This window comes from Caulobacter sp. 602-1, assembly GCF_003931565.1.
GTDB lineage: Bacteria > Pseudomonadota > Alphaproteobacteria > Caulobacterales > Caulobacteraceae > Caulobacter.
The window spans coordinates 914402-938665 of record NZ_RRYI01000001.1 but is presented as its reverse complement, the minus strand read 5'-3'; the positions used below and the strand labels follow the sequence as shown (position 1 = coordinate 938665).

The window sequence follows — 24264 nt, the reverse complement described above, 5'->3', positions numbered from 1 at the left end:
CGTGAGAGCACCGCTGGAACGGCGTCTGACAGCGCAACGCTTTCGACGGGAACTTACACTGCCGGAGGTATTGCTTTGGCAGGCGCTGAAGGGACGTCAGCTCGAAGGGCTATTGTTCCGCCGCCAGCATCCCGTCGGGCCATACATTCTCGACTTCTATTGTGAGGCGCTCAAGCTAGCCATCGAGGTCGATGGAGAGCAGCATGCCCTGGATGATCATCCCAAGCATGACGAGAGGCGCGACGCCTGGTTCGCCATGCGGGGCGTCGACACACTTCGCATTCCAGCGCGCGATATCCTGCAAGCGCCCGAAAACGCGGCGCGCGCCATACTGGAGCACGTCAGAGCTCGCCCCCTCCGGCCCTCTGGGCCACCTCCCCCGCAATGCGGGGGAGGATCTGAAGTGCCGGCTTCGGGTTCATAGCGCCCGCAACCGCGGCGTCTGCCGGCCGCCGAGCATCAGTTCGCTCACCGCCCAGACCAGGGCGTCCGCGCGGTCCGGGCTGTGCTCCAGGTCGCCGGAGCCCAGGGCCATCAGCTCCTCCTCCAGCGCGACGAAGGCGCCGCAGTGGAGCACGCGGCCCTGCTCGTAGAGCGCCGCCACCGGCTCGGCGCGGGCGCGCTTGCCGATGCTGGCGCGGACCAGCTTCACGCGGCACGGCGGATCGGCCTGGGCCAGGACCGAGCGGACCATGTCGCCGCCCTGGTTGGCCTCGGCCACCAGGGCGTCGGCGTTCCAGGTCCGCGCGGCGGCGACCGCCTTCGCGGCCCAGCCGGCGGGGGACAGGCCTCGGGCCGTCTCGTCGGCCAGCACGAAGGCGCGGTCGTCGCGGCGGCCGACCACCACGATCCCGCAGGCGTCGCCGGTGGCGGTCGCCGGCGGATCCACCGCCACCACCACGCGGTCGAGGCGCGCGGGCTTGGCCGCCCGGCAGCGCGCTAGGTCCTCGGCCCGGAACAGGCCGCCGTCGGTCTCGACGATGATCCCGTCCAGCTCCTGGGCGGCCAGCCGCGTGCCGCCGTAGAGGGTCTCCAGCGTCCGCAGGAACGCCGGCGCCAGGTTGCCGGCGTTGGCGCTGGTCCCGGCGCGGGTCATGGCCACGCCGGGTTCGGCGATCAGGGTCTTCAGCGCCCGGATCGGCCGGGGCGTCGAGGTGACGACCAGACGCGGATCCTCGCCCAGCCGCAGGCCGAAGCGCAGCATGGCCAGGGTCTCGGCGGGCTTGGGCCAGGCGCAGAACTCGTCGGCCCAGGCGGCGTGGAACTGCGGACCGCGCAGGCTGTCGGGATCTTCCGCCGAGAAGGCGTAGGCGGTCGCGCCGTTGGGCCAGACCAGCCGCCGGCGGGAGGCTTCCCAGCGGGGGCGGGCGTCCGGCGGTGAGAGGGCGCGAAGACCCGAGGGGCCTTCGATCATCACCTCTCGCACATCGTGAAAGGTTGGTCCGACCAGGGCCAGCCGTCCGCCCGTCTCCGCCTGCTCGATCATCCAGGCCGCGCCGGCGAAGGTCTTGCCCGCGCCGCGTCCGCCCAGGAACAGCCAGGCCGCCCAGCCGTCAGGGGGCGGGAGCTGATGATCTTCCCTGAACCGCAGGGTCGGCAACCACCGCTCGATCAGACTGGGCGAGCTCGCGAGCAGCCATGCGCTTAAACTCGAGGGATCCGACAAACTTCTCCATGCGCTCGCGCACCTTGGCGTGAAGTTCGGCGATACGCTCGGGGGTCCATCGGGAGTCGTCATCATTCATCGCGCTCTCCTCGGCGTCCGGGGCGGTGTCGCGCTGGCGACCCGGCAGGGCGGCGATGGCCTTAACGGCCCGCCCCCCGGTCCCACGGAACAGTTTCAGGTAACGGCCAGCCTTGGAGATTTCCCCGGCGGCCTTCACGCGGGCTTCGCCCGATTTGCCCTCGGCGGCGTCGACGGCGTCGACCACGGAAACAGCGTAGAACGCCGCCACCATGTCCTCGACATCCGCCAGCAGGGCTTCGATCTGTTCGCTTCTTCCGGCCATGACACAAAGGTACGGCGCCAGCGGGCGCGGATCATTCAGGCGACCGTAAAATTAACAAGCCTTTGATTTCGCTTACCTCTGTTTCGCCAACGCCGGGGATCCAGCCGCCTCAATCCCCATACTTGGCGCCGCCACGCGGTGGTGAGGTCAGCGCCGGTACAGCCAGGTCCCCGGCAGGCCCATCCGCACGCAGGCCTGATAGGGCGGCGCGCCGGGGATCGGCGTCCGGTCCGCCAGCCGCGCCGCCGCCCGGATGATCGGCAGCTCCAGCGGCCTCGGCAGCCATTCACGGCCCAGGCCCAGCACGGCGCGCGCCTCGCTCGGAACCAGCCCCACCGCCGCCCGGATCAGCGGATGCTGCAGCCGGCTCAGCGGTCCGGCCACCCTGACCCCGCGCATCAGCTCAAGGAACTCCAGCACGATCGCCGAGCGCTCCAGCCGCGGCACCATCGCCGCCAACTGGGCCTCCCAGGCGGCTTCGGACGCCGGCGCGCCCAAGGCCCCGTAGAGCCGCGCGGCCGGGGCCGCCTCGGCGTAGAACCGGTCGCGATCCTCCAGAGATAGCGGCGCGACCAGCGCGTGATAGGCGGCCAGGAAGCCGAAGCTGGCCGTGGCCTGCACCCAGTCCAGCAAGGCGACGTCGGAGGCCTGGTAGCCCTCGCCGCCGGGCGTCACGCCGCCGACCCGCGCGTGCTGGCGGCCGACCCCGGCGATCATCGCCTCGGCGACCGAGCGCGCGCCATAGACCGTGACCATCGCGGCGAGGCCGGTGCGCTTCAGCCGGGTCATCGGGTCGGTCCGGAAGCTGGAATGCTCCCACACCCCGGTGCGCACGCGCGGCTCGGCCAGTTCCAGGATCACCGCCGTCACCCCGCCGACGAACAGGGCGACCGGGTTCTTGAACACCCGCCACGACACCGAGTCCGGCGCGGCGAGGGCCGGTTCGCCCGCCGGAGCGGTAAAATCCACGCGCGGACCGCCCGGACTTTCCAACAGGGTTTTGGCGAACAAGGCCTTGGCGGCGTCGGCGAAACGGGCTTTCAAGGGCGCCTCCGGCACGGTTCAGTCCCTTCTACGCCTGAACCCGCCGTCGCGCGCATGGACTTGTCATGTTAGCGCTCCCATCTATACCGACTGAAACCACTAACCGCGGGACGACGAACGTGCATCTGACGGGCGAGCTTCTGATCGGCGGCGAAAGCCGCAAGGGAACCAACGGCGAGATCAAGGGCGTCAATCCGGCGACCGGCGAGACCCTGGAGCCCGCGTTCGGCGGCGCGACCAAGGCCGATGTCGAGCAGGCCGCGGCCCTGGCGGCCGAGGCGTTCGGACCGTACCGGTCCCTGCCCTACGAGACCCGCGCCACCTTCCTGGAGGCCATCGCCGAGCATATCGAGGCGATCGGCGATGATCTGATCGTCCGGGTGATGGCCGAGACCGGTCTTCCCCGCGCCCGCCTCGAGGGCGAGCGGGGCCGCACCACCGGCCAGCTGCGCCTGTTCGCCAGCGTGCTGCGCGACGGCGGCTTCCTGGAAGCCCGCATCGACCCGGCGATGCCGGACCGCAAGCCCCTGCCGCGTCCCGACCTGCGCCTGCGCAACGTGCCGCTGGGCCCGGTGGCCGTGTTCGGCGCGAGCAACTTCCCGCTGGCCTTCTCGGTGGCCGGCGGCGACACCGCCTCGGCCCTGGCGGCCGGCTGCCCGGTCATCGTCAAGGCCCACCCGGCTCACCCCGGCACGTCGGAGCTGATCGGCCGCGCCATCCAGGCCGCCGTCGCCTCGGTCGGCCTGCACCCAGGCGTGTTCTCGATGATCCACGACAGCGGCTACGAGATGGGCGTGGCCCTGGTCGCCGATCCGCGCGTCAAGGCCGCCGGCTTCACCGGTTCGCGCCGCGGGGGCCTGGCCCTGGCCGCCATCGCCCAAGGCCGGCCCGAGCCGATCCCGTTCTATGCCGAGATGAGCAGCATCAACCCGGTCATCCTGCTGCCGGCCGCTCTCAAGGCGCGCGGCGAGAAGATCGCTCCGGACTTCGTGGCCGCCCTGACCCTGGGCGCCGGCCAGTTCTGCACCAATCCCGGCCTGATCCTGGCCATCGACGGTCCCGAGCTGGACGCCTTCGTCGAGGCCGCCGGCAAGGTGGTGGAGGCCGCCCCGGCCGCCGTCATGCTGACCCCGGGCATCTGCCAGGCCTTCGCCCACGGCGTCGACGCCCTCTCGCAGGACAAGGCGGTCACTACCGTGGCGCGCGGCCTGCCCGGCGCGGACGGCAGCCACACCGGCCGCGCGGCCCTGTTCAGCGTCAAGGCCACCGACTTCCTGGCCAATCCGCACCTGCACGAGGAGGTGTTCGGCGCCGCCTCGGTGGTCGTCCGCGCGACCGACGAAGCCGAGCTGGCCAAGGTCATCGACGCCCTGGAAGGCCAGCTGACCATCGCCATCCACCTGGAAGAGGCCGACCATGCCCTGGCCGGCGCCCTGCTGCCGGCGCTGGAGCTGAAGGCCGGCCGCATCCTGGTCAACGGCTTCGGCACCGGGGTGGAGGTGGCCCACGCCATGGTCCACGGCGGCCCGTTCCCGGCCACCAGCGACGCCCGGGCGACCTCGGTCGGCACCCTGGCCATCGCGCGCTTCCTGCGCCCGGTCAGCTACCAGAACCTGCCCGAGGCGCTGTTGCCGGCCGAGCTGAAGACCGACAACCCGCTGGGGATCGCCCGGCGGGTGGATGGCAAGATGAAGGTGGGCTGAGGCTACGGCATCCTTCCGCCCCCTCCGGGGGCGGACGACCGCGCGACGCGCGGTCAGGTGGGGGCAAGAAGGGTGATTTCGCTCCGACTTGCCCCCTCCGCGCCTTCGGCGCTCCTCCCCCGGAGGGGGAAGAAGGATTTGGGCCGCTCCGCCGGGGCGGCCTTTCTTTCACCCTGACACTTAAGCAACTGCTTGACTATCACCCCACGCCTAGATACTTAAGCACATGCCTAACCAACAGCCCTCGCTCGACCTGATGTTCCAGGCCCTCGCGGATCCCGCGCGGCGGAGCATGGTCGAGCGGCTCAGCCGGGGTCCGGCCTCGGTGAGCGAGCTGGCCCGGCCGCTGGACATGTCGCTGCCGGCGGTCATGCAGCACCTGGCCATGCTGGAGGCGGGCGGGATCGTGGCGTCGGAGAAGGTCGGCCGGGTGCGCACCTGCCGGATCAATCCCGATGTCCTGAGCCTGGCCGAACACTGGATCAACCAGAGGCGCACCCAATGGGAGCAGCGCCTCGACCGGCTCGGCGCCTTTCTGGCCGCCGAGGAAGACGGGGAAACCAAATGACCGACCGCCCCATGGCCCGCAGCGCCATCCACGCCACCTTCGTCGTCGAGCGGGTCTATGCCGCCTCGCCCGCCCGGGTGTTCGCCGCCTTCGCCGATCCGCAGAAGAAGGCCCAGTGGTTCCACGGCCCCGAGGAATGGGGTCCGCCGGAAAGCGGCATGGACTTCCGCGTCGGCGGCGAGGACTACGCCGTCAGCCGCCCGCCGGGCGAGCCGCCGCACCACTTCCGCAGCCGCTACCACGACATCGTGCCCGATGAGCGGATCGTCTACACCTACTGGATGCACCACGGCGAGGACCTGGCCTCGGTGTCGGTCTCGACCATCGAGATTCGCCCGGAGGGGCCCAAGACCCGGCTGGTGATCACCGAGGTCGGGGTGTTCCTGGACGGCTACTACTCGCCCGAGGGCCGCGAGGACGGCACCCGGCAGCTGATGGAGCAGATCGCGCCGATCGTGGAGGGCTAGCCATCCTTCCGCCCCCTCCCGGGGGCGGACGACCGCGCAAAGCGCGGTCAGGTGGGGGCAAGTGGATCTTGCTCACTTGCCCCCTCCGCGCCTTCGGCGCTCCTCCCCCGGAGGGGGAAGAAGGATATCGGCCTAATGCCCCCCGGCGCTTGGCGGCTTGGCGAGCTTCGCCACGTCGCCTTCCGTCACCGGCTTGGCGTAGTTGTTGCCGAAGTGCGTCCGGATATAGGTCACCGCCTCGGCCATCTGGGCGTTGCTGAGCGTGCCGACGAACCCCGGCATGGCGCCCTTGCCGCCGGTCACGATCATGATCGGATAGGCGGCCCCGGCCAGCCGCGGATTGTTCGCCAGGGCCGGGATGGTCCCCGCCCCCGTCGCACCCTTGGCGTCGGCCATGTGGCAGGCCTGGCAGACAGCGCCATAGACCTGCTCGCCGGTCACGGGCTTTTGCGCCCGGACCACGCCGCCGCCGGTGTCGCCGCCGCCGGAAGTCTGGGCCATGGCCGGAAAGGCGATCAGGACCGCCGTCAGTACGATGATCTTCCGCATGATCCTCAAGCCTCCAGCGCGCGCTTGTGCAGACGGGTGATGGCGTCGATGGACGACAGCAGCGCCCCCTCCATCCAGCAGCCTACGTAGGACGCGTGCTCGCCGGCCAGAACGATCCGGCGGTCCATGCCGACCAGGGTCTGGTAGTGTTCCTTGCGGGTGTCCTCGTTCCAGCGGGCGCAGCAGCCCAGGGTCCAGGGCACGCGGCTCCAGGCGACCGAGGCGCCGCTGGCGAACTCCTGGCGGTAGCTCTTGGGATGCAGCACCGAGCCCTGCGCCAGGGCCACCTCGATCCGCTGCTCGGGCGTCATGCCGGCCAGGCGATAGGCCCCCATCTCGCGGGCGAAGGCGCCCAGCAGCACCGCCGGCCCGTCCTTGAACATGTTGTTGTTCGGATAGGAGATCAGGGCGATCTCCTGGTCGGTGAAGCTGTGGCCGCCGTAGATGTAGTCGTCCTCCTCCCAGAAGCGGCGCTTCATCTCCAGGCCGATCTTGACCTGGCCCGAGTAAGGGACGGCCTTGATCGCGGCCATCATCTCGTCGGTCACCTGCAGATCCATCTGGCCGAGAATGCCCAGCGGGATCGTGCAGACGCACCAGTCGGCCTTGGCGTCCGTGACCTTGCCCGTGGCGGTGTCGGCGTAGGTCACTACCACGCCCTTGTCGTCCTGGGCGATCTTGCTGACCTTGGCGTTGTAGGTGATCAGGCCCTCGACCTGGCGGGCGAAGGCCTTGCCGATCATGTCCATGCCGCCCACCGGCTGGAACATGGTGGTCTGCATCTCGTGGCCCATGAAGAAGGCCATCGAGGTCCAGACCTGCGGGTCCAGCACGTCGTGCAGCTTGTAGAGGTCCTTGGACGGGATCGGCGCGCCGTTGACCCCGCCGCCCGGCGGACGCTCGAAGCCGCGATGGCCCGAGGCCTTCAAGGACGCCGAGTACCTGTAGTCGTTGTCCAGCATGCCCCAGCCTTTCAGGGCTTCCAGCAGCTTGTCGCGATCCTCCTGGGTGACCGTGTCGTCCAGGGCCTTGGCGTTGACTGACTTGGCCAGCAGCTCGGCGATATTGCCCTCGAAGTCGGCGGCGGCGGCGTTGAAGCGCACCGGCTTGCCGTCGAAGGCCTGGGACGAGTGGACCCAGCCGCTGTGGTTGAACTGGATGAACGGCTCCAGGGCCACGCCGAAGGCCTTGCAGTAGTGCAGCAGCGTGCGGTGATGGTGCGGGATGCGCCAGGGGCCGGGGTTGAGGTAGTTGCCGGGCGAGAAGGCCACCTTCTGGGTCGCCCCGCCCAGCTCGGTGTAGGTGTCGCCTCCGCGCAGGGACCAGTTGCGGCCGCCGGCGCGGTTCTGGAACTCCAGGATCCTGACCTTGTAGCCAGCCTTGGTCAGCTCGAACGCCGCCAGCATCCCGGCCAGGCCCGCGCCCAGCACGATGACGCTGGCGCCGGGGCGCGCGCCCTGCAGGTTCGGCGGGCCGTGGAACTGGGTCTCGGCCGCGTGGCCCAGCGTGGTCATGGCCTGGTACAAAGCGGCCGTGCCGCCGACCTTGGCGATGGCCGAAAGAAGCTGACGCCGCGTCGGCGCCCTCACACCCGATTCCATTGAAAGCCCGTCCCCGACAGAACCGTCGAAGCCGACGGTGTGGACAAGGGCTAGCAGGGGCGACGGCCGGAGCGAGGCTTGGCCGGCCGTCAGGCCATGCGGTGGCGTCAAAGACCCCGATTTATCGGCGCCCTGACGATGGGGCTGCGCGGGAACTGTGCAGCCGTCTCCTACCGCACCACCCGCAGAGTCGGCCGGTCCGATACCGCCTGGGTCAGCGGGATCACGAAGTGGAAGCTGGACCCCTGCCCCGGCGTCGAATGGACGCCGATCGCGCCGCCCATCAGCTCGACCAGCTCCCGGCAGATCGACAGGCCCAGGCCGGCGCCGTCGTGGACGCGGGTCATGGAGCTGTCGACCTGGGAGAAGGTCTTGAACAGCTCGGGCAGGTCCTCGGCGGCGATGCCCAGGCCCGTGTCCTCGACCTCGAAGCGCAGACCCTTGGCCGTGGGACGGACGCGGACGGTGACGCCGCCGTGGTCGGTGAACTTGACGGCGTTGGCCACCAGATTGCCCAGCACCTGGCGCAGCCGCATCGGGTCGCCGACCCAGCGGCCGCGCAGCTCGGGCGCGATGTCCGACGTCAGGTCCAGGCCCTTGGCCGCGGCCGCGCCGGAGAAGGCCGCGCACGAGGCCTCGACGAGGGCCGACAGGTCGAAGGTCTCGGACCGCAACCGCACCGCGCCGGTCTCGAGCCTGGCGATGTCGAGGATGCTGTTCAGCAGGGCCAGCAGCGCCTGACCGGACTCCTGCAGGATCTTCAGGCGGCGGCCCTGCGTCTCGCTGAGCGTGTCGGCGGCCATCACCTGGGCCATGCCCAGCACGCCGTTCAGCGGGGTGCGGACCTCATGGCTCATATTGGCCAGGAAGCGGGTCTTGGCGGCGTTGGCGGACTCGGCCTCCTCCTTGGCGGCCAGCAGCTCCAGGCGCCCGGCTTCGAGCTTGCGCAGGGCCTCGGCGACGCGCTGGGTCAACACGGCGCCGGCGGCGGCCAGCACCAGGAAGCCGATCAGCAGCCACGGCGCGACGCTCTTCAGCAGCTTCAGGCCGGGGTTCCTGGCCTTCCAGGCCAGGGTCCCGAACGCCTGGCCCTCGATGTCGCGCAAGGTGACCTTCGGCGGATCGCCGCCCGGGCGGCGCAGCAGGACCAGGTCGTCAAGCCCCAGGTCGTCCGACAGCTGATGAACGAAGGCGGCGTCCATGCGGCGGGCGCTGACGACGATCGCTGGCGGGCCGTCATAGAGGTCGGCGACGGCCCGGCTCTCCGGCGTCACGGCGGCGAAGGCGACCAGATAGGCCTCGTCGTCAATCCGCATCAGGCCCGTCCGCGTCACCTCGCCGGCGGTGCTGAGCTTGCCGGCGCGGCGCGCCGCGCGGGCCTTGGCGGCCACATCGGCGGCGATCGGGGCCGCTTCGGCGGGAAAGCCGCCGAGGGCGTCGGCCGAAACCCGCTTGCCGCCGGCCGAGGCGTAGACCACCTGCCCCGAGCGGATGACGAAGGTCAGGTCGTGCTTGAACTGCTCGTGATAATAGGTGGCGAAATCGGTGTCGGCCCAGGCCGCGTCGATCGTCCAGCCCATGGCCTTGTAGGCCTGGTCCCAGACCGTGGCCGAGGTCACCTCGCGCTCCGTCCGCTCCAGGGTGCGGACGATGGTGCGCTGGGTGATCTCGATCTCGTCGACCGCTTCCATGCGATCCAGCTGGCGCGCGGCCAGGATCATCAGGGCCAGTCCGCCCAGGATCGAGACGACGACCAGCACGGCGGCCGCGCCAACGATCCCGTGGATCAGTTGCATAGGCCGGGCTTCGGCGGTCGGAGGCGGTCGGTGCGGTCGCGTCATTGGACGGTCACCATGATGAACAACGACGTTCGCCGTAAGGTGACGTGTGGACGCAGCTCAGGCCTAACGCGGCCTTAAGCCGTCCAGGACCAGCGCCGTCACCGCCGCCCGGGTCTCCTCCATGAAGCGCTTTTCGGACAAGGACTTGCCGGTCAGGGCCCGCACCTGGACGGCGAAGTCGGCATAGTGCTGGGTCAGGGCCCAGAGGGCGAAGATCAGGTGCGGCGGGTCCACGGGCGCGAGCCTGCCCGCCGCCGCCCACGCCTCGATCACCGCGACCTTGGCGTCGAACACCGCCTTCAGGGGCCCCGAGAGCACCGGCTTCAGCAGCGGCGCGCCGCGCAGCATCTCCAGGGCGAACAGGCGCGAAACCTCCGGGTGGTCGCGGCTCAGCACCAGCTTGGCGTCGATCAGGGCGGCGATCGCCTCGGCGGGATCGTCGCCCTCGCTGAAGCGGCTCAGAGGCGCCAGCCACAGGGACAGCCCCTGCTCCAGCACCGCCACGTACAGGGCCTCCTTGGTCGGGTGGTAGTAGAGGAGGTTGGCCTTGGAGATCCCCGCCGCCTGGGCGATGGCCTCGACGCTGGCGCCGTCCAGGCCCAGGCGCGCGAAGACACCCAGGGCGGCCTTCAGGATGGCGGCTTTGCGGGCCTCGCCAGCCCGCTCGCGAGGACCCGGGGCGCGATGGCCCTCAAGCGCTTCGGCCGCCTTGATGTCGCCCACGCTTTGGGCGGCCTTGACCAGCTTGCGGGCGCCGGAGGCCCGTTTGACAGCCGGCTTGCGCGGCGGCTTGACGATCTTGGCGGCGGCGTCGGTCATGCCAGCTCGAACTTGGACCATTTGGTCAAACTTGGACCGAACGGTTCGGATTGCAACGTTACGCGGGATGGTATTCCATGCCCCTCGGATTTCACAAGGAGCCGCGTCGATGAGCTCTCCGATCACCCCGCTTTCGCCCGGCGCGATCATGCTGCCCGCGCGGCCCGAACCGATCCCGGTCGACCCGAAGACGACGGCGGTGATCGTCATCGACATGCAGAACGCCTACGCGTCCAAGGGCGGCTATCTCGACCTGGCCGGCTTCGACATCTCGGGAGCCGAGACGGTGATCCAGGAGATCAAGGCCATCCTGCCGGTGGCCCGCGCGGCCGGGATGCAGGTGATCTATTTCCAGAACGGCTGGGACGATCAGTATGTCGAGGCCGGCGGTCCGGGCTCGCCAAACTGGTGGAAGTCCAACGCCCTGAAGACCATGCGCGCCCGGCCCGAGCTGCAGGGCAAGCTCCTGGCGCGCGGCCAGTGGGACTACGAGCTGGTCGACGCGCTGAAGCCCGAGCCGGGCGACATCCAGCTGCACAAGACCCGCTACTCAGGCTTCTTCAACAGCCAGCTGGACAGCGTGCTGCGGGCGCGTGGCATCCGCCATCTGGTGTTCGTCGGTATCGCCACCAATGTCTGCGTCGAGTCGACCCTGCGCGACGGCTTCTTCCTCGAATATTTCGGGACCGTGCTGGAGGACGCCACCCACCAGGCGGGTCCGGATTTCGTGCAGAAGGCGGCGCTGTTCAACATCGAGAGCTTCTTCGGCTGGGTCTCGACGACCGCTGACTTCAAGGGGGCGTTCGGGCAGCTGGCGCCGGACTAGCGCGGCCCCCTCCGGCGTTTCGCGCCACCTCCCCCATGAAGGGGGGAGGACAACCCAGGCCCTGCTCCCCCTTCATGGGGGAGCTGTCGGCGAAGCCGACTGAGGGGGCAGCACAAAGGAGACCACCATGCCCAAGACCGTCATCACCCCGCCCGGGACGGGCACGCCGATCGCCCCGTTCTCGCCCGGCACGCTGGCCGACGGCATCGTCTACGTCTCGGGCACCCTGGCCTTCGACAAGGACAACAACGTCGCCTTCCCCGACGACGCCGAGGCCCAGACCCGGCAGGTGCTGGAGACCATCAAGTCGGTGATCGAGACCGCCGGCGGCACGATGGAGGACGTGACCATGAACCACATCTTCCTGACCGACTGGGCCCACTACGCGCCGATGAACAAGGTCTATGCCGAGTACTTCCCCGGCGACAAGCCGGCTCGCTACTGCATCCAGTGCGGCCTGGTGAAGCCCGGCTTCGTGGTCGAGATCGCCAGCGTCGCGCACATCGGGAAGAAGTAGCCGCATGACCTCCGGCACGGTCGACGGCCTCCACTACGAGCTGCACGGCGGTCCGGTCGCCGGCCGCGAGGTCGTGCTGCTATCGTCCGGCCTGGGCGGCTCGGGCGCGTTCTGGGCTCCGCAGATGGCGGCCCTAACCGAGCGCTGGCCGGTCGTGCTGTACGACCATCGCGGCACGGGCCGCAGCGTCCGCGAGCTGCCGGACGACTATGCCGTCGCCCACATGGCCGAGGACATGGTCAAGGTCATGGACGCCCTGGCCCTGCCCAAGGCCCACGTGGTCGGCCACGCCGCCGGCGGCAATGCGGGCCTGCAGCTCGCGCTGGACCAGCCCGATCGCCTGGGCAAGCTGGTGGTGGTCAACGGCTGGTCGCGGCCCGATCCGCACATCCAGCGCTGTTTCGACACCCGCATCCATCTGCTGAACGACAGCGGACCGCAAGCCTATGTCCACGCCCAGCCGATCTTCCTCTATCCGGCCGACTGGATCTCGCGGAACCACGCGCGCCTGCAGGCCGAGGAGCCCCACCACGTGGCCGGCTTCCCGCCGCGCGAAGTGATGCTGGCCCGGATCAACGCCCTGCTGGCCTTCGACATCGACGCGCGGCTGGAGGAGATCACCCACCAGGTGCTGATCAGCGCCAGCGCCGACGACATGCTGGTCCCGCCCAGCTGCTCGCAGCGCCTGGCCGGCCGCCTGCCCAACGCCGACTACCAGGTCGCCGCCTGGGGCGGCCACGGCTTCACCGTCACCGATCCCGAGACCTTCAACGAGGGTCTGATCAAGTTTCTGGAGGGGGAATAACCCAATGCAGGTCGGCGTCTTCATCCCCATCGGCAACAACGGCTGGCTCATCTCCGAGACCTCGCCGCAGTACATGCCCAGCTTCGAGCTCAACAAGGAGATCACCCAGAAGGCCGAGAAGTACGGCTTCGACTTCGCGCTCTCGATGATCAAGCTGCGCGGGTTCGGCGGCAAGACCCAGTTCTGGGAGCACAATCTCGAGAGCTTCACCCTGATGTCGGGCCTCGCCGCGGTGACCTCGAAGATCAAGATCTTCGCCACCGTCGCCACCCTGACGATCCCGCCGGCCATCGTGGCCCGCATGGCCTCGACCATCGACTCGATCGCCCCGGGCCGCTTCGGCATCAACCTGGTGACCGGCTGGCAGAAGGCCGAGTACAGCCAGATGGGCCTGTGGCCGGGCGAAGCGCACTATACCGACCGCTACAACTACCTGGCCGAATACACGACCGTGCTGAAGGACCTGCTGGAGACGGGGGTATCCGACTTCAAGGGCAAGTACTTCACCATGGACGACTGCCGGGTCAGCCCGCACCCGAAGGAGACCAAGCTGATCTGCGCCGGCTCGTCCGACGAGGGCCTGGCCTTCACGGCGCAATATGCCGACTACAGCTTCGCCCTGGGCAAGGGGACCAACACCCCGACCGCCTTCGCCAGCGTCAACAAGCGGCTGGAGGCGGCCGCCGAAAAGACCGGCCGTGACGTCCAATCGTTCATCCTGTTCATGATCATCGCCGACGAGACCGACGAGAAGGCGATGGCCAAGTGGCAGTCCTACCGCGACGGCGCGGACCAGGAGGCCCTGGCCTGGCTGACCCAGCAGGCGGCCCCCAACGCCAAGGCCGGCGCGACGACCAACACCACCCAGCTGGCCGCGCCGGAATCGGCGGTGAACCTGAACATGGGCACGCTGGTCGGCAGCTATGAGAGCATCGCCCGGATGATGGACGAGATCGCCGAGGTCCCCGGCACGGCGGGCGTGCTGCTGACCTTCGACGACTTCGTGAAGGGCGTCGAGGACTTCGGCGAGAAGATCCAGCCGCTGATGAAGTCGCGGCGAACCTAGGGCAGGTCACTTGCCCCCACCCTGACCGCTTCGCGGTCGTCCGCCCCCGGAGGGGGCGGAAGAATGGCCTTCTTCCCCTCCGGGGGAGGAGGGCCGAAGGCCCGGAGGGGGCCAGTAATATACCTAGTCCACCGCCAGCATGCCCAGCAGCTGCAGGCGGAACACCAGCACGCTGTCCGGCGGGATCTCGCCCATGTCGCGGGGGCCGTAGCCCAGCTCGGACGGGATGTAGAGGGTCCACTCGTCGCCGACCTTCATCTTCGGCAGGGCTTCCAGCCAGCCCTGGATCAGGCCGTCGGCGGGCATGATCGCCGCCTTGCCGCGCGCGAAGCTCGAGTCGAAGACCGTGCCGTCCAGCAGCTTGCCCTCGTAATTGACCTTGACGATGTCGCCGAGCTTGGGCGACGGGCCGGTCTTCGGACCGGAGGTCACGACCTTGTACTGCAGGCCCGACGGCAGGGTGACGACGCCGGCGGCCTTGGCGTTCTTTTCCAGGAAGGCCTTGCCGGCCAGGGCGTTGGCCGAGGGGCCGGCGTTCAGTTGCGGCGGGGCCGACGGCTGGGGCGTCTGGGCGGAAGCCGCGCCGGCGACGAGGAAGGCGGCAAGGGCCCCTGCAACGAAGGAATGGGGAGCGAGAAGGCGCATCAAGGGTCTTTCGAACGCTGGTGTCAGTGAGCGACACCGTAGCGATCCTTGAGCGGAACTTCGCGGCGAAATTTTGGGCGGCCTAAACCAGTCCCCGCTTCTGCGCCTCCAGCGCCGCTTCGGCTCGGGAGCAGATGTTGAGCTTGCGGTAGATCGCCTTGACGTACCCCGCCACGGTCAGCTCGGTGACGCCCATGACCTTGGCCGCCTCGCCCGAGCGCAGGCCCCGGCCGATCAGGCGCAGCGCCTCGGTCTCGCGCGGGGTCAGGGCCGCCTCGGGCTCCACCGTCTGGATCAGGACCGGCCGGGCGCGGAAATAGTCCAGCATCCGCCGGGCCACGGCGGGCGAGAGCGGGGTTTCGCCGGCCTCGAGGCGGCGCAGGTATCGCACCAGTTCGTCGCGGCCCATGTCCTTGAGCAGGTAGCCGCCCGCCCCCGCCGCGATGGCGTCGAACAGGTGGTGGTCGTCGGCGTAGATGGTCACCACCACCGACCGCGTCGCCCCGCCCGAGCGCTCGGCCAGGTCGCGCAGGAAGTCGACGCCGCGCCCGTCCGGCAGGGCCAGATCGACCAGGGCCAGGTCGGGCGCGCCGTCGGACAGGAACGAGCGCGCCTCGGCCAGGTCGGCCGCGCCGCGCGCCACCACGCCGGGGAAGGCTTCTGACAAGGCCGCCAGCAGGTGCTCACGGGTCTCGGCCTGGTCTTCGAGGACAAGAGCGGTTGAGGGAAGGGTCATGCCGGGGCGCTCGCATCCAAGGGCGTCGACAGGCGGACCACCGTACCCTTCGGGGTTTCGGGAAACTCCACCGTGCCGCCGATCTCGCCCAGTCGCCGCTCCAGGTTGGCCAGACCGCTGCGACGCCCGCCCGGTTCGCGCGGCAGGCCGACGCCGTCGTCGCCGAGGGTCAGTTCCAGCCGGCCGCCGTCTTCGTGGACCGTGACGGCCACGGTGGTCGCGCCGGCGTGTCGGATGGCGTTGGTGACCACCTCGCGCACGGCCGAGGTCAGGTTCTTGTAGACGCGGTAGGGCGCGGTAACGCCGGGATCGACCAGCTCGACCGGCGGCCAGTCCAGGGCGATGCCGGCCGCCTCCAGCCGCTCGGCGGTCTCGTGGCGCAGGTCGGCCAGCGCCGCCTCCAGCGGCAGGTCCTGGCCCGACAGGCCCGAGACGATGGCCCGCAGGTCGCCGATCGCTCCGCGCACGGCCTCGCGCGTCTGGGACAGGTCCTGGCGGTGCAGGCCCGACAGCAGGCGCGCGCCGACGTCGTCGTGCAGGTCGCGGGCGATGCGCAGACGCTCCTCGACCACGCCGCGGGCATAGGCGTCGCGGCCTTCCTCGATCTGGCTCAGCAGACTCACCAGCTGGTCGGCCAGCTGGACCTGCGCCGTGCCGAACAGGCCCCGCCCCCGGAACGGAAAACGCAGGGTGAGCGCCGTGGTCCCGGCGGCGGCGGGAAGGCCCAGGGCCACGCCCTCCTCGAGGATCTCGGCCTTGGCTCTGGCGGCCTGGGCGGGAGCGATCTCCAGCGGCTCATAGACCTTGGACAGCAGCGCCCTCCAGGCATCCGCCCGCGCCTCGGTCCCGTGGATCAGGGCGACCTGGGCCACGGCGGCGAACATCTCGTGGTCCTTCAGGGTCTTGCGGCCGATGGTCCGCCGCCACAGCACGTCGCGGAACGGCAGGTAGGCGAAGGCCACGATCAGCAGCGACACGCCCAGCGCCGCCTGCGGACTGGTTCCCAGGGCGGTGATCAGGACGCCATCCAGGGCCAAGAGCGCCGCGCCGGCGCTGAGGTAGAACAGGATCCGGAACGCCCACTGGTCCAGCTCGAACAGACGATGGCGACGCAGGCCCACGGCCATGCCGACATAGATGATCACGAAGAAGCCTAGCGAGAAGCGCGGGTCCAGGAATGGCCGCATGCCCAGGGCGATCGGCACGGCGACATTGCCGATGAAGGCCCCGGCCCCAACGATCACCGACAGGCCCAGCCACCGGGTCGCGGCCATGGCGGCCGGGTCCTTGCGGCTGGCGAAGGCCTGCACGCCGATGGCCACCACGATCAGGGCCATCTCGATCGAGGTGATCCCCTGCCCCATGCTCTCGGTCGACGGATTGCCCGGCAGCAGCGGCGTCAGCGCCCAGACCAGCACCCACAACGGCGCCAACAGCATGACCGGCAGCCGCGTGACCCGCTTGGGGTAGGCCAGGAAGAAGGCGATCATCGCCCCGCCATAGGCCACCGCCCCGATCATGTTTAGCCGCATGGCGATCGTCGCCAGCGTCCCGTCCATGACCAGCTCGACGCTGGAATTGACCGCCCAGCCGAAGGTGAAGGCCAGCATCGACAGGCCGGTCAGGGCGAAGAGCTGGGTCGACAGCTCGCGCGGCCGCAGGGCCCAGACCCAGCCGACGATCAGGGCCGCGATCAGGCCGAACGCCAGATTGGCCCAGAACTCCGCGCCCAGGGTCGACAGCGGCCGGACGCGGTTGTCCAGCGTCACGACGCGCTGGACGCCGTCGCTCCCCGCCAGGCGCAGGACCAGCGGCCGGGCCGCCAGCTGCTCGGCGAAGGCCGCTCGGCGGCGGCTCTGCTCGGCGGCGGCGGCCTGGGTGTCGGGGGTGTCCAGCCCGCCGATCTCGGGCGCGCGCAGCACCGGCGCGGCGCGATCGGAGCCGACGCCGGCCAGCCGGTCGCCGACCTTGGCCCCGACGCGGTCCAGCGGCCCGCCGGGCGTCAGGCGGGTGATGACCAGGGCGCCGTCGGGCCTGGCCTGGAAGCCCGCGCCCAGCCACGGCGGGCTCATCGCCATCCAGACGCCGATCAGCGCCGTCGCGACGCACAGCAGGACGACGCCGAGCAGCAGGGTCGTGGGGGACGAGGCGCGCATCCGGCCTTACTGTAAACGATTGGGGACGCAGACCTTGGGACAGGACTAGCGCGACCGCAACCATCACGGAACGCCGTTACGGGGACACCCCCCGTTCTGGGGGTTGCGCGAACCGGCCGCCCAGTCGTGTGGCTACAAAACTTGTCTTCCCGGCCGCAGCGCAGCGGAGAGCCGGGACCCAGGGGCGGCCGCAATGCGCCGGCCCCTGGGTCCCGGACAAGCGCTACGCGCTTTCCGGGATGACAAGAATTGTGAGGGCTTTACTGCCCGTTCCCGGGCGCCCACGGAAACTTCAGGCTCTCGTAGTACTCCAGGCTCCTCGCCGGCGCCTTCTCGCCCGGCGGCAGCGGGCGCTTGGAGAAGCTCCCGAACCACGCCACCGAGGCGTCGCGCCACCACTGGGCTTCGTCGCGCTGGATCTTCAGGTAGTCGGCCACCTCCTTGTGGCGCCGGGCGTCGACATAGGGCGCCAGGCCGGCCCAGGTCTTCTCCATGCCGTCGACATAGGCGACGCCCCGGCCGTAGTGCTTGACCATGCCGTCCCACAGGGTGTCGCCGGACTTCAGTCGGTAGTCCCAGGGCAGGTGGTGGAACCACAGCAGGTCCTTCTCGTCGACGCATTTGAGGTCGGCGAAGCAGGCCCCCACGGCCGGCGCGTACTGGGCCGTGGCGTTGCTGCCCGAGGGCGTGCGGTCGAAGCCGATCCCGTCCGGGCCGGCCTTGGCGTAGTAGACGCTGGTCCAGTCGGCGCGCGGCCCGCCGCTGACCCAGGGACCGGGGCCGTAGTGGTGCCCCTCGCCCATCTGGTGGTGCAGACCGAGCGGGGTCATGTAGTCCACCGCCGCCTCGCGCGAGCCCATCATCATGTCGACCACCGGCTTCACCAGGCGCGGTTCGTCGCCGAAGGTCATCTTCGTCCAATCGATCGCGATGTCCCTGGCCGAAGCCTCCGGATCCCAGGCCAGGCGGCCGAAGGCGTACCAGTTGGCCTGGTCGAACTGCGAGCCGCTCCAGTTGCGGTCGCTGCCGATATTGGCCACGCCCGCCATCACCGTCAGCTTGCGGTCGTCCAGCGTCCCGTCGACCACCTTGGCCACGGTCGAGCCCTTGCCGTGGGCCATGGTGTCGGCGCGCAGGGTCTCCTCGAACAGCGGGCCCAGATAGACGAGGTGGGTCGAGAAGCCGAGATATTCCTTGGTGATCTGGAACTCCATGCCGAGGTTCGACTTCGGCATGGCCCCGAACAGCGGATGGAACGGCTCGCGCGGCTGGAAGTCGATGGCGCCGTTCTTGACCTGGATGACGACATTGTCGCGGAACTGGCCGTCGAACGGCTTGAACTCCGAATAGCCCTGCTTGGCGCGGTCGTCGGGCTGCTCGTGCGAATAGACGAAGGCCCGCCAGATCACGACGCCGCCGTGAGGGCCGACCGCGTCGGCCAGCATGTTGGCCCCGTCGACATGGGTGCGGCCATAGTCCTGAGGGCCAGGCTGACCTTCCGAATTGGCCTTCACGAGAAAGCCGCCGAAGTCTGGGATGGCCCTGTAGATCTCGTTCGCCTTGGCCTTCCAGAAGGCGGCGACGGCCGGGTCGGTCGGGTCGGCGGTCTTCAGGCCGCCGATCTCGATCGGCGCCGAGAAGCGGGCCGACAGATAGACCCTGATGCCATAGGGCCGGAACGTGTCGGCCAGGGCGGCGGCCTTGGCGATATAGGCCGGGGTCAGGCTGTCGGCCTTGGCGTTGACGTTGTTCAGCACCGTTCCATTGACGCCGATCGAGGCGTTGGCGCGGGCGTAGTCGACCATGCGAGCGTCGACATGGCCGGGCAGACGCCACCAGTCGAAGATCGACTGGCCCGAATAGCCGCGCTCGACCGTGCGGTTGAGGTTGTCCCAATGGTTCAGCATCCGCAGCTTGACCTTGGGAACCGACGTCAGGTCGAGGCTGTCCACGGGCCGCCGAGTCTGGATCAGCTCCAGATACCGGAAGACGCCATAGAGGACGCCGATGTCCCTGTTGGCCGAGATCACCGTGGTCTTGCGGCCGTTCACCGCCAGGGTGCGGATGCGGAAGCCCTCGTCGCCCAGGTCCTTCGCCGGCGCGACGGCCAGCTGGATCACGCCATCGCGGGCCCCGGCGGCGGCGCTGGCGGGCTTGCCGACCAGACCGGTCAGGCCGCGCTCAAGCTCGGCGCGGGCGACCTTCAGGGTTGGGGTGTCGGGGGCGGAGGAGCCCGGAGGCGCGATGGCGGCGGCGCGCGCGGCGTAGGCCGGCCTGGCCGACGCCTCGACGGGCCGATAGCGGAGCCAGAGGTCATAGCCGTCCTCCGCCCGGGCGGCGGGGGCGATCAGGACCAGCCCCAGGATCAGCGCCAGAACACGCATGGTTTCACTCCCTGCCGCGACTTCATGAGGTCGGGTCACCAAAGTCATAGTGGTCTGACCACTGGGTTGACAACCCTTATGGTAGCGGTAAACCGATAGGCAGGGAGGAAGATGGACGCCGCGCGCCTCGTTTCGCGCGGGCCTTCGGTCTTTCGGTCCCGCCAAACGATTGCAGACAAAGCGTCCCCAAGGCCATCATGCCCAAGATCATCGCCGCCAAGACCATCGTCACGTGCCCGGGTCGCAACTTCGTGACCCTGAAGATCGTCACCGACGAGGGCGTCTACGGCATCGGCGACGCGACCCTGAACGGCCGCGAGCTGGCGGTCGAGGCCTATCTCTCCCAGCACGTCATACCCTGCCTGATCGGCCGCGACGCCCACCAGATCGAGGACATCTGGCAGTTCCTGTATCGCGGGGCCTACTGGCGCCGGGGCCCGGTGACCATGGCCGCCATCGCCGCGGTCGACATGGCGCTGTGGGACATCAAGGGGAAGATCGCCGGCCTGCCGGTCTATCAGCTGCTGGGCGGCGCCTGCCGGACCGGGGTGATGGTCTATGGCCACGCCAATGGCGAGACGATCCAGGAGACCCTCGACAACGCCGCCGTCTATGCCGAACAGGGCTACAAGGCCATCCGCCTGCAGACCGGGGTTCCGGGCATGCCGGGGGCCTATGGCGTCTCCAAGGACCGCTTCTTCTACGAGCCGGCCGACAGCGACCTGCCCAAGGAAACGGTCTGGTCGACCGAGCGCTACCTGCGCACGGCTCCGGACCTGTTCGCCGCCGCCCGCGACCGCCTGGGCTGGGACCTGCACCTGCTGCACGACGTCCACCACCGCCTGACCCCGATCGAGGCCGCGCGTCTGGGCAAGGACCTCGAGCCCTATCGCCTGTTCTGGATGGAGGACGCCGTCCCGGCCGAGAACCAGTCCAGCTTCCGGATCATCCGCCAGCACACGACGACGCCCCTGGCCGTCGGCGAGATCTTCAACTCGGTGTGGGACTGCAAGCAGCTGATCGAGGAGCAGCTGATCGACTATATCCGCGCCACGGTGGTCCATGCCGGCGGCATCACGCACCTGAAGAAACTGGCCAGCTTCGCCGACCTGCACCACGTGCGGACCGGCTGCCACGGCGCAACGGATCTCTCGCCGGTCTGCATGGGCGCGGCCCTGCACTTCGACCTGTCGATCCCCAACTTCGGCGTCCAGGAATACATGCGTCACACGCCCGAGACGGACGCGGTGTTCCCTCACGCCTACACCTTCAGCGACGGCATGTTGCATCCCGGCGAGGCGCCCGGCCTGGGCGTCGATATCGACGAGGATCTGGCCGCGAAATATCCCTACAAGCGCGCCTATCTGCCGGTCGCGCGGCGCCTGGACGGCTCGATGCACGACTGGTGAGGCGATGGTCAGGCCTTAAGGCCAAACCACGGGGATAGCCAAACCCGCCCCCCCGGACGGAAAGGCGAAAAAACAGGACAATTCGCGCCGGGCGCCGTGTTAGTAAATCGGGGCCCGACAACGCCCCGTCGGGCACAAGCGCCCTTTCGAGCCTCCGCCCAAACATGTCAGACAACGTCAAGCTCTACCGCAGGATCGCCGACTCCGTGGCCGACGCCATCGAGGCCGGGCAGTACAGGCTGGGCGACCGCCTGCCGACCGAGCGGGAGCTGGCCGAGCAGTTCGGGGTCTCGCGCCCCACCCTGCGCGAGGCGATGATCGCGCTGGAAATGCTGGGCATGATCGAGGCCCGCCATGGCCTGGGCATCTATGTCACCGGCAATGTCCGCCCGGTCGCCCCCTCGGCCGATATCGACTTCGAGATCGGCGCCTTCGAGCTGATCGAGGCCCGCCGCCTGTTCGAGGGCGAGGCCGCCGCCCTGGCCGCCACCTCGATCAGCGACGAGCAGATCAGCGAGCTGGAAGGCCTGCTGGAGCGGATGCATGTCGAGGAGGAGATCCGGGGCGAGGAGGCCGACCGCGACTTCCATATGATCATCGCCCGCGCCACCGGCAACGGCGCGATCATCGCCACGATCGAGAACCTGTGGGATTGGCGCAACCGCTCGCCCCTGGCGCGCAACATCCTGACCCGCGCCCGCGGCATGGGGCTGGAGCCCCGGATCGCCGAGCACCGCCGGGTGGTCGACGCGCTGAAGGCCCGTGATCCGGCCGCCGCCCGCCAGGCCATGCGCGACCACCTGGAACGGGTGATCGACCACCTGCTGCACGCGACCGAGACCGAGGCCGTGCAGAAGGCCCAGCAGGAAACCAAGGCGCGGCGGAACGCCATCGCCAAGAGGGTCGCGATTTAACACCTCAAGATCCTCCCCCGCGATGCGGGGGAGGTGGCCCAGAGGGCCGGAGGGGGCTAGCTCCGCCTACGCAGTGAAGGCCCCCTCAGTCGCTCCGCGACAGCTCCCCCGCAACGCGGGGGAGCATCCATCTGGGCGCCGCGCCCGTCCCATGCCACAGCTTCGGCATGTTGAAGCTCCCCCCGCTGAAGCCCGATTCCGACCAGATGCTGCACCTGGACGCCCTGCGCATCGTCGGGGCGCTGATGATCGTGGTCTTCCACTTCAACCGCTTCATCAATCTGGACGGCCGCTGGCAGGCCGCCGACGACACGATCAAGAGCTTCAGCCTGATCGTCGACCTGTTCTTCCTGATCTCCGGCTACGTGATGGCCGCCATCTATACCGGCCGCCTGACCACCTTCGCCAAGTACCGCGACTTCCTGCAAAAGCGCGTCGCGCGCCTGGGTCCGCTGCACTGGGCGACGATGCTGGTGTTCGTGGCCATCGCCGCCCTCGGCTGGGCCGGAGTGCTGAACGAGCGCGATCCGTCGCGCTACGACGTGACCTGCATCCCCCAGAACGTCCTCTTCATCCACGCCTGGGGGACCTGCCACGCCCAGACCTGGAACTTCGTCAGCTGGGCGATCAGCGCCGAGATGGGGATGTACATCGCCCTGCCCCTGCTGTTCTGGATCACCGCGCGCGGCTGGCAGGCCACGGCGGCTGTGGCGTTCGGGAGCCTGGCCTTGCTGATCTGGATGACCCGCGACGGCGAGAGCTTCTCGCAGTGGACCTACGACTTCGGCGTGGCCCGGGCGGTTCCGGGGTTCATGCTGGGCATGCTGGCGTTCCAGCTGAAGGACGTGCTGGCGAAACTGCCGTTCGCCCGCTTCGTGATGTGGGCGCTGCTGGCGGCGTTCTTCGTGGCGTCCTGGGCGGGAGCGTCGCGGACGGCGCTGCTGCTGGTGATCTACGCCGTGGGCCTGGCCGGCGTGGCGGCCGACGCCCAAGGCGTCCAGGGCGGGATCAGCCGCCGCCTAGCGCCGTGGGCGCAGCTGTCGTTCAGCCTTTACCTGCTGCACCCGATCGCCCTGAAGATCGCCCTCAACTGGGTGGGCTTCGGCGCCTGGGGCCTCTCCGGCGACGCCATGCGGCTGTGGTGTCTGCTGTGGGTGATCCTGCTGTTCCCAATCGCCTATCTGTCGCTGGTGGGGTTCGAGCGGCCGGCGCGGGACTGGGTGGCGCGGCTGGGGAAGCGCGAAAAGCTCCCTCTCTCTTAGAGAGAGGGTTGGGGTGAGAGGTTACGAGGTTCGACGGCGTGCCGGCGCTGCGGCTACCGCTGTAACCTCTCACCCTCCCACCGCTTCGCGGCGGGCCCCTCCCTCTCTCTAAGAGAGAGGGTTTCCCGAAATCCCATCCACCCAAGCCGGCAGTTCGCTGATGCTCCCCAGCTCCGCGTAGCGTTCATGCCCGACCGGCGCCTCGGCCGCCTCGTGCGACCAGACCAGCGGATAGGGAATCAGCGCGCCCCAGCAGCCGGCCTCCAGCGCCGGCAGGATGTCCGAGCGCATCGAGTTGCCGGCCATCACCGCCTGCTCCGCCCCCGTGCCGTAACGGTCGAACACCCGGCGATAGGTGCCGGCGTCCTTCTCGGACACGATCTCGACCGCCACGAAGTAGTCGCCCAGTCCCGACGAGGCCAGCTTCTGCTCCTGGTGCAGCAGATCGCCCTTGGTGATCAGGACCAGGCGGTAGCGCTCCGACAGCTCGGCCAGCGCCTTGTCGACGCCCGACAGCGGCTCGATCGGCTCGGTCAGCATCTCGCGGCCGACGGCCAGGATCTCGCGGATCACCCGGGTGTCGACGCGGCCATCGGTGACCTCCAGCGCCGTCTCGATCATCGACAGCGTGAAGCCCTTGGCTCCGTAGCCATAGACCCGCAGGTTGCGCTTCTCGACGGCGACCAGCTGTTGCTCGATCTTCTCGGCGTCCCCGTGGTCGGACAGCAGGTCCAGGAACCGCGCATGGGACAGCCGGAACTTGCTCTCGCAGTGCCAGAGGGTGTCGTCGGCGTCGACGCCGACGGTGGTGATGGTGCTCATTGAGGCAGCCATAGCAAAACGGCCCGACGGTCGCGAGAGGCCCCTTGCGCCTCCCTGACCATCTTGTCAGCTAGCCGTCAGGCTGCGGACCCACTGGCCTTGCTAGACCGGGCCCAACCTC

Annotated in this window: 22 protein-coding genes and 1 pseudogene; 12 read left to right on the top strand and 11 right to left on the bottom strand. The window is 69.3% G+C overall.

Annotated features, from left to right (window positions below):
• The first annotated feature begins 1 nt into the window (after position 1).
• Positions 2–424, top strand: coding sequence for an endonuclease domain-containing protein (locus EIK80_RS04350; RefSeq protein WP_233586422.1), 423 nt, complete (start codon positions 2–4; stop codon positions 422–424).
• Here the strand turns inward: EIK80_RS04350 and EIK80_RS04345 are convergent.
• Positions 419–1738 carry a DNA-packaging protein gene (locus EIK80_RS04345; RefSeq protein ID WP_125155851.1) on the bottom strand — a complete coding sequence of 440 codons (1320 nt, stop codon included), beginning with the start codon at positions 1736–1738 and terminating at the stop codon, positions 419–421. The genes EIK80_RS04350 and EIK80_RS04345 overlap by 6 nt on opposite strands.
• Before the next feature lie 418 nt (positions 1739–2156).
• The gene (locus tag EIK80_RS04340) at positions 2157–3053 is read right to left on the bottom strand and encodes an oxygenase MpaB family protein (RefSeq protein WP_125155718.1); all 897 of its coding nucleotides are present in this window, start codon (positions 3051–3053) and stop codon (positions 2157–2159) included.
• Between the two features lie 119 nt (positions 3054–3172).
• On the opposite strand from EIK80_RS04340, the gene EIK80_RS04335 reads away from it, so the two are divergent.
• The 3 genes from EIK80_RS04335 (at position 3173) to EIK80_RS04325 (ending at position 5791) form a co-directional block, all read left to right on the top strand.
• A complete protein-coding gene (locus EIK80_RS04335) occupies positions 3173–4756 on the top strand; it encodes an aldehyde dehydrogenase (NADP(+)) (RefSeq protein WP_233586419.1) in 1584 nt (527 codons plus the stop codon).
• 226 nt (positions 4757–4982) lie between these two features.
• The gene (locus EIK80_RS04330; protein WP_125155716.1) at positions 4983–5324 is read left to right on the top strand and encodes a helix-turn-helix transcriptional regulator; all 342 of its coding nucleotides are present in this window, start codon (positions 4983–4985) and stop codon (positions 5322–5324) included.
• Positions 5321–5791: an SRPBCC family protein gene (locus EIK80_RS04325; protein ID WP_125155715.1), complete on the top strand. Its 471-nt coding sequence runs from the start codon at positions 5321–5323 to the stop codon at positions 5789–5791. The genes EIK80_RS04330 and EIK80_RS04325 overlap by 4 nt, the downstream gene beginning before the upstream one ends.
• Before the next feature lie 132 nt (positions 5792–5923).
• Here the strand turns inward: EIK80_RS04325 and EIK80_RS04320 are convergent, their stop codons facing one another.
• The 4 genes from EIK80_RS04320 to rutR form a co-directional block, all read right to left on the bottom strand.
• Positions 5924–6340, bottom strand: coding sequence for a cytochrome c (locus tag EIK80_RS04320; RefSeq protein ID WP_125155714.1), 417 nt, complete (start codon positions 6338–6340; stop codon positions 5924–5926).
• A 5-nt stretch (positions 6341–6345) separates the two neighbouring features.
• Positions 6346–7941 (bottom strand): flavin monoamine oxidase family protein, encoded by a 1596-nt coding sequence (locus EIK80_RS04315; protein WP_125155713.1) that lies wholly within the window; start codon positions 7939–7941, stop codon positions 6346–6348.
• 170 nt (positions 7942–8111) lie between these two features.
• Complete coding sequence (locus EIK80_RS04310; protein WP_233586418.1) at positions 8112–9737, bottom strand: ATP-binding protein; 1626 nt, start codon at positions 9735–9737, stop codon at positions 8112–8114.
• 108 nt (positions 9738–9845) lie between these two features.
• Positions 9846–10601 (bottom strand): HTH-type transcriptional regulator RutR, encoded by a 756-nt coding sequence (gene rutR, locus EIK80_RS04305; protein ID WP_125155711.1) that lies wholly within the window; start codon positions 10599–10601, stop codon positions 9846–9848.
• Between the two features lie 109 nt (positions 10602–10710).
• Between rutR and rutB the strand changes: the two genes are divergently transcribed.
• The 4 genes from rutB (at position 10711) to rutA (ending at position 13815) form a co-directional block, all read left to right on the top strand.
• Positions 10711–11427 carry a pyrimidine utilization protein B gene (gene rutB, locus EIK80_RS04300; protein ID WP_125155710.1) on the top strand — a complete coding sequence of 239 codons (717 nt, stop codon included), beginning with the start codon at positions 10711–10713 and terminating at the stop codon, positions 11425–11427.
• Between the two features lie 127 nt (positions 11428–11554).
• Positions 11555–11944 carry a pyrimidine utilization protein C gene (gene rutC, locus EIK80_RS04295; RefSeq protein ID WP_125155709.1) on the top strand — a complete coding sequence of 130 codons (390 nt, stop codon included), beginning with the start codon at positions 11555–11557 and terminating at the stop codon, positions 11942–11944.
• 4 nt (positions 11945–11948) lie between these two features.
• Positions 11949–12749 carry a pyrimidine utilization protein D gene (gene rutD / locus EIK80_RS04290; RefSeq protein WP_125155708.1) on the top strand — a complete coding sequence of 267 codons (801 nt, stop codon included), beginning with the start codon at positions 11949–11951 and terminating at the stop codon, positions 12747–12749.
• Positions 12750–12753: 4 nt separating this feature from the next.
• Positions 12754–13815 carry a pyrimidine utilization protein A gene (gene rutA, locus EIK80_RS04285; RefSeq protein ID WP_125155707.1) on the top strand — a complete coding sequence of 354 codons (1062 nt, stop codon included), beginning with the start codon at positions 12754–12756 and terminating at the stop codon, positions 13813–13815.
• 123 nt (positions 13816–13938) lie between these two features.
• On the opposite strand, the gene EIK80_RS04280 is transcribed toward rutA, so the two are convergent.
• The 3 genes from EIK80_RS04280 to EIK80_RS04270 all read right to left on the bottom strand — a co-directional run bounded on the left by EIK80_RS04280 (position 13939) and on the right by EIK80_RS04270 (position 17352).
• On the bottom strand, positions 13939–14460 hold the full coding sequence (locus EIK80_RS04280; protein ID WP_125155706.1) for an FKBP-type peptidyl-prolyl cis-trans isomerase: 522 nt from the start codon (positions 14458–14460) through the stop codon (positions 13939–13941).
• Positions 14461–14542: 82 nt separating this feature from the next.
• Positions 14543–15196: a response regulator transcription factor gene (locus EIK80_RS04275; RefSeq protein WP_125155705.1), complete on the bottom strand. Its 654-nt coding sequence runs from the start codon at positions 15194–15196 to the stop codon at positions 14543–14545.
• Positions 15193–17352: an ATP-binding protein gene (locus EIK80_RS04270; RefSeq protein ID WP_125155704.1), complete on the bottom strand. Its 2160-nt coding sequence runs from the start codon at positions 17350–17352 to the stop codon at positions 15193–15195. The genes EIK80_RS04275 and EIK80_RS04270 overlap by 4 nt, the downstream gene beginning before the upstream one ends.
• Before the next feature lie 103 nt (positions 17353–17455).
• Here EIK80_RS04270 and EIK80_RS26590 point away from each other — a divergent pair.
• Positions 17456–17596: pseudogene (locus EIK80_RS26590) on the top strand (hypothetical protein); the annotation flags it as partial.
• 16 nt (positions 17597–17612) lie between these two features.
• On the opposite strand, the gene EIK80_RS04265 reads toward EIK80_RS26590, so the two are convergent.
• Positions 17613–19736 carry an alpha-glucuronidase family glycosyl hydrolase gene (locus EIK80_RS04265; RefSeq protein ID WP_125155703.1) on the bottom strand — a complete coding sequence of 708 codons (2124 nt, stop codon included), beginning with the start codon at positions 19734–19736 and terminating at the stop codon, positions 17613–17615.
• A 197-nt stretch (positions 19737–19933) separates the two neighbouring features.
• Between EIK80_RS04265 and manD the strand changes: the two genes are divergently transcribed.
• From manD to EIK80_RS04250, 3 genes are all read left to right on the top strand, one after another.
• Positions 19934–21145, top strand: a complete 1212-nt coding sequence (gene manD / locus EIK80_RS04260; protein WP_125155702.1) for a D-mannonate dehydratase ManD — start codon at positions 19934–19936, stop codon at positions 21143–21145.
• Positions 21146–21309: 164 nt separating this feature from the next.
• Positions 21310–22059: a FadR/GntR family transcriptional regulator gene (locus tag EIK80_RS04255; protein ID WP_125155701.1), complete on the top strand. Its 750-nt coding sequence runs from the start codon at positions 21310–21312 to the stop codon at positions 22057–22059.
• Positions 22060–22226: 167 nt separating this feature from the next.
• The gene (locus tag EIK80_RS04250) at positions 22227–23321 is read left to right on the top strand and encodes an acyltransferase (RefSeq protein ID WP_125155700.1); all 1095 of its coding nucleotides are present in this window, start codon (positions 22227–22229) and stop codon (positions 23319–23321) included.
• A gap of 108 nt (positions 23322–23429) precedes the next feature.
• Here EIK80_RS04250 and EIK80_RS04245 read toward each other — a convergent pair whose 3' ends face one another.
• Positions 23430–24143, bottom strand: coding sequence for an HAD family hydrolase (locus EIK80_RS04245; protein WP_199743369.1), 714 nt, complete (start codon positions 24141–24143; stop codon positions 23430–23432).
• Positions 24144–24264 lie beyond the last annotated feature (121 nt).

What these genes read in the sequence shown, in the direction of transcription:
- EIK80_RS04345 (WP_125155851.1), bottom strand. Translation starts at nt 1,738, where the DNA reads ATGACGACTCCCGATGGACCCCCGAGCGTATCGCCGAACTTCACGCCA.
- EIK80_RS04330 (WP_125155716.1), top strand. Translation starts at nt 4,983, where the DNA reads ATGCCTAACCAACAGCCCTCGCTCGACCTGATGTTCCAGGCCCTCGCG.
- EIK80_RS04325 (WP_125155715.1), top strand. Translation starts at nt 5,321, where the DNA reads ATGACCGACCGCCCCATGGCCCGCAGCGCCATCCACGCCACCTTCGTC.
- EIK80_RS04320 (WP_125155714.1), bottom strand. Translation starts at nt 6,340, where the DNA reads ATGCGGAAGATCATCGTACTGACGGCGGTCCTGATCGCCTTTCCGGCC.
- EIK80_RS04315 (WP_125155713.1), bottom strand. Translation starts at nt 7,941, where the DNA reads ATGGAATCGGGTGTGAGGGCGCCGACGCGGCGTCAGCTTCTTTCGGCC.
- EIK80_RS04310 (WP_233586418.1), bottom strand. Translation starts at nt 9,737, where the DNA reads ATGCAACTGATCCACGGGATCGTTGGCGCGGCCGCCGTGCTGGTCGTC.
- rutR (WP_125155711.1), bottom strand. Translation starts at nt 10,601, where the DNA reads ATGACCGACGCCGCCGCCAAGATCGTCAAGCCGCCGCGCAAGCCGGCT.
- rutB (WP_125155710.1), top strand. Translation starts at nt 10,711, where the DNA reads ATGAGCTCTCCGATCACCCCGCTTTCGCCCGGCGCGATCATGCTGCCC.
- rutC (WP_125155709.1), top strand. Translation starts at nt 11,555, where the DNA reads ATGCCCAAGACCGTCATCACCCCGCCCGGGACGGGCACGCCGATCGCC.
- rutD (WP_125155708.1), top strand. Translation starts at nt 11,949, where the DNA reads ATGACCTCCGGCACGGTCGACGGCCTCCACTACGAGCTGCACGGCGGT.
- rutA (WP_125155707.1), top strand. Translation starts at nt 12,754, where the DNA reads ATGCAGGTCGGCGTCTTCATCCCCATCGGCAACAACGGCTGGCTCATC.
- EIK80_RS04280 (WP_125155706.1), bottom strand. Translation starts at nt 14,460, where the DNA reads ATGCGCCTTCTCGCTCCCCATTCCTTCGTTGCAGGGGCCCTTGCCGCC.
- EIK80_RS04275 (WP_125155705.1), bottom strand. Translation starts at nt 15,196, where the DNA reads ATGACCCTTCCCTCAACCGCTCTTGTCCTCGAAGACCAGGCCGAGACC.
- EIK80_RS04270 (WP_125155704.1), bottom strand. Translation starts at nt 17,352, where the DNA reads ATGCGCGCCTCGTCCCCCACGACCCTGCTGCTCGGCGTCGTCCTGCTG.
- EIK80_RS04265 (WP_125155703.1), bottom strand. Translation starts at nt 19,736, where the DNA reads ATGCGTGTTCTGGCGCTGATCCTGGGGCTGGTCCTGATCGCCCCCGCC.
- manD (WP_125155702.1), top strand. Translation starts at nt 19,934, where the DNA reads ATGCCCAAGATCATCGCCGCCAAGACCATCGTCACGTGCCCGGGTCGC.
- EIK80_RS04255 (WP_125155701.1), top strand. Translation starts at nt 21,310, where the DNA reads ATGTCAGACAACGTCAAGCTCTACCGCAGGATCGCCGACTCCGTGGCC.
- EIK80_RS04250 (WP_125155700.1), top strand. Translation starts at nt 22,227, where the DNA reads ATGTTGAAGCTCCCCCCGCTGAAGCCCGATTCCGACCAGATGCTGCAC.
- EIK80_RS04245 (WP_199743369.1), bottom strand. Translation starts at nt 24,143, where the DNA reads ATGAGCACCATCACCACCGTCGGCGTCGACGCCGACGACACCCTCTGG.